The 2,894-nt window shown below is 37.8% G+C and carries 5 protein-coding genes; all 5 read right to left on the bottom strand.

Translation table 11 applies throughout. The features are described 5' to 3' along the window. Nucleotides 1-444: transposase family protein (locus tag IEV18_RS16660; RefSeq protein ID WP_188393481.1), on the bottom strand; the 444-nt coding region annotated here is incomplete at its 3' end. Between the two features lie 145 nt (nt 445-589). After that, a complete protein-coding gene (jag, locus tag IEV18_RS16655; protein ID WP_188393480.1) occupies nt 590-1,210 on the bottom strand; it encodes an RNA-binding cell elongation regulator Jag/EloR in 621 nt (206 codons plus the stop codon). Further along, entirely contained in the window at nt 1,207-1,986 is a 780-nt protein-coding gene (gene yidC / locus IEV18_RS16650; protein WP_188393479.1) for a membrane protein insertase YidC, read from the bottom strand. The genes jag and yidC overlap by 4 nt, the downstream gene beginning before the upstream one ends. Before the next feature lie 137 nt (nt 1,987-2,123). Further along, nucleotides 2,124-2,459 (bottom strand): ribonuclease P protein component, encoded by a 336-nt coding sequence (gene rnpA / locus IEV18_RS16645; RefSeq protein WP_188393478.1) that lies wholly within the window; start codon nt 2,457-2,459, stop codon nt 2,124-2,126. A gap of 70 nt (nt 2,460-2,529) precedes the next feature. Beyond that, a complete protein-coding gene (gene rpmH / locus IEV18_RS16640) occupies nt 2,530-2,664 on the bottom strand; it encodes a 50S ribosomal protein L34 (RefSeq protein WP_010094630.1) in 135 nt (44 codons plus the stop codon). Nucleotides 2,665-2,894: the final 230 nt, after the last annotated feature.

Genomic DNA, 2,894 nt, shown 5'->3' with positions numbered 1-2,894 from the left:
AGGAAGCTCCTCTACATCTTTTAGCTCTTTCTCTGCAAGCTCATCAAATCTGCGAATGATAGTAGATGGGGAAGCGCCAAATTGCTGGCTAATTTCTTTAAATGTCTTCGCTCGCACGCTACGAATATGTACGGCTTGATTCCATTCTTTAGAAAATCTCTGATAACGATCTACAATCGAATTCTTCTCGTAAAATCTCTTGCCACATGTATCACATCTATATCTGCGCTTCCGATAAAAAATATAGCTTAAACGCTCAAACCATTTTAAATGCTTGATTTTTTGCACTCGATAATCATGTATTTTTCTCGTTTTTTTACCACATTTTGGGCATATATGGGTTTGGACCTCCATTTCGACAAATATGGCTATTCGATCCTCAAACTCCTCCACTTTTGTAATAATTACATCTTCTAAACCAGGGATTTTTATGGTATTATTCATTTACACGCTTCTCCTCTCTTTTTGCTTGTTTCTCGTCAATTCAAGTATAAAAGAAATTGGAGAAGCGTGTTTTTATTTGTCTTTAAATTATTTCTAAACCCCAACATTTAGTATAGAGCCAAAAAAACCCGGACTAAGCCGGGTTTTACGATTTTGGCGCAATGACGATATAACGATGGGGCTCGGTTCCATCAGAAAACGTCGAAACTCCCTCTTTTTCCTGCAATACGGTATGAATGATTTTTCGTTCAAAAGCAGGCATTGGTTCCAATTTTATTTCTTTATTCAATTTAATCGCTCGATCCGCTTTTTTCAGCGCAAGGGATTCCAGCGTTTCCTTTCTTCTTTCCCGATACCCTTCTGCATCTAGTGTCACTCGATAATATGATTGGCTTTCTTTGTTCAGAACGAGATGGACTAAATATTGGAGCGCATTTAATGTTTGCCCCCGTTTTCCGATTAACAGAGCGATATCTTTTCCTGTCAATTCAAACGTAACATGTTTATCATTTACTGTCGTATTTATTTCTACATCTGCACCCATGTTTTTCGTTACATTAAGAATGAACTTCTCCGTTTCTTTAATCGGATCTTTCTTAATTCTTACTTTTACAACAGCCCGTTTTGAACCGAAAATGCCAAGAATGCCTTTTTTTCCCTCGTCGATGACATCAATCTCGACGTGGTCCTTCGTGGTGTTTAACTGTTCCAAAGCTGATTGGACCGCTTCATCCAACGTCTGACCGCTAGCGGTTACCTCTCTCACTTTTTAACTCCTCCACTATTCATATTGCTCATCATTGGCTTATTAATTAAGAGAGTTTGCACAACCATAAAGATATTACCTGTTACCCAGTACAGTGCCAATGCTGCCGGGAAGAAGAAAGCCATAACCCCAATCATAATCGGCATCATGTACAGCATCATTTTCATTTGCATGGCAATTTGCGGGTTCATATTGGCCGATGGATTGATGGACATCATAATCTTTTGCTGCAAGAAGGTGAAAAATGCCGTTAAGAGCGGCAAAATAAAGTCCGGGCTGCCCAGCTGGAACCATAGGAAGCTATAGTTACGAATTTCCTCTGTACGGACAATCGCATGATACATTGCGATTAATATCGGCATTTGCACGAAAATAGGCAAACAGCCAGCAAGCGGGTTAACGTTATGTTCCTTCATTAATTGCATCGTTTCTTGCTGCAATTTCATCTGGGTGTTTTGGTCTTTAGAACTATACTTTTCCCGAAGTTCCGCCAGCTTCGGCTGAATTTCCTGCATTGCTCTTGAACTCTTAATTTGCTTTACATTTAATGGCATTAACAATAAACGGATAAAAATCGTAACAATGATAATGGATAGTCCATAACTATTATTAAAAATCTCGGCAATTTTTGTTATACTCCAAGAAAGGGGATAAACGAATATCGTGTTCCATATTCCTTCACTTTCCGCTGTAATCGGCTGATCCACTTCCGTACAGCCGGCAAGCAGCAATGATAAGCCGATGATCAGGGAAAGTATGACATATTTTTTGCGCAACTTATTTCCTCCTCAAAATTTGCACTAACCATTTCTAAAAGATATTTTAGCGTAAGTCGGGACAAGTTTCTATGTTTAAATAAAAATATTAATAAATAAATATTGCTTATCTGGAATTACAAAACGATGAACAAACCTTAAATCAATTTCTCTTTATGCAGCAAATGCATCAAACTGCGCTTAATTTCTGCATACCCCATATTTTTTGCCGGATTGCGAGCGATTACAACAATGTCGTAAGCAGCATTAATCTGCGGTTGAACGTCTTGAAATGCTTCCCGCAAATACCGTTTTATCCGATTCCTAGTCACCGCATTCCCGATTTTTTTCCCTACTGAAATACCGACACGGAAATGTTCTTGATTTGGCTTCTTAATATAATAAATAACCAATTGCCGATTGGCAAAGGATTTTCCGTGGCGAAACACATATTGAAATTCTTCATTTTTTTTAATCCGATATTTTTTTTTCACGATGGATCACCTGAAAGGCAAGTCTATTCTTCCGCAGCAAGTGCAAAAAGACCACTGACATTTCAGTGGCCTATGCTGATAATACTTTTCTTCCTTTACGACGACGGCGAGCTAAAACTTTACGACCATTTTTTGTGCTCATTCGTGCACGGAAGCCATGTACTTTTTTACGTTTACGGTTATTTGGTTGAAACGTTCTTTTCATCTTTCGCACCTCCTTTAGGAGATTGGTTATCTTAAACAATCATACAATTATCTATAAGACAGTCTTTGTAATTATACTGAAACGGAAACCTATTTGTCAACTTGATTTTCATCCAGGCAGCTGTGAAGAGTAAATTTTATTAAATCTCTTCCAATCAATAAAAAAGGTTGAGTCATTTACAGAATATTCAATAAATTATTTTCACCCAATTTTTGCTAAAAAGCCAAGCC

Source organism: Compostibacillus humi, assembly GCF_014637175.1.
Lineage (GTDB): Bacteria > Bacillota > Bacilli > Bacillales > Amphibacillaceae > Oceanobacillus > Oceanobacillus humi.
This window is presented reverse-complemented; position numbering and strand designations above follow the sequence as displayed.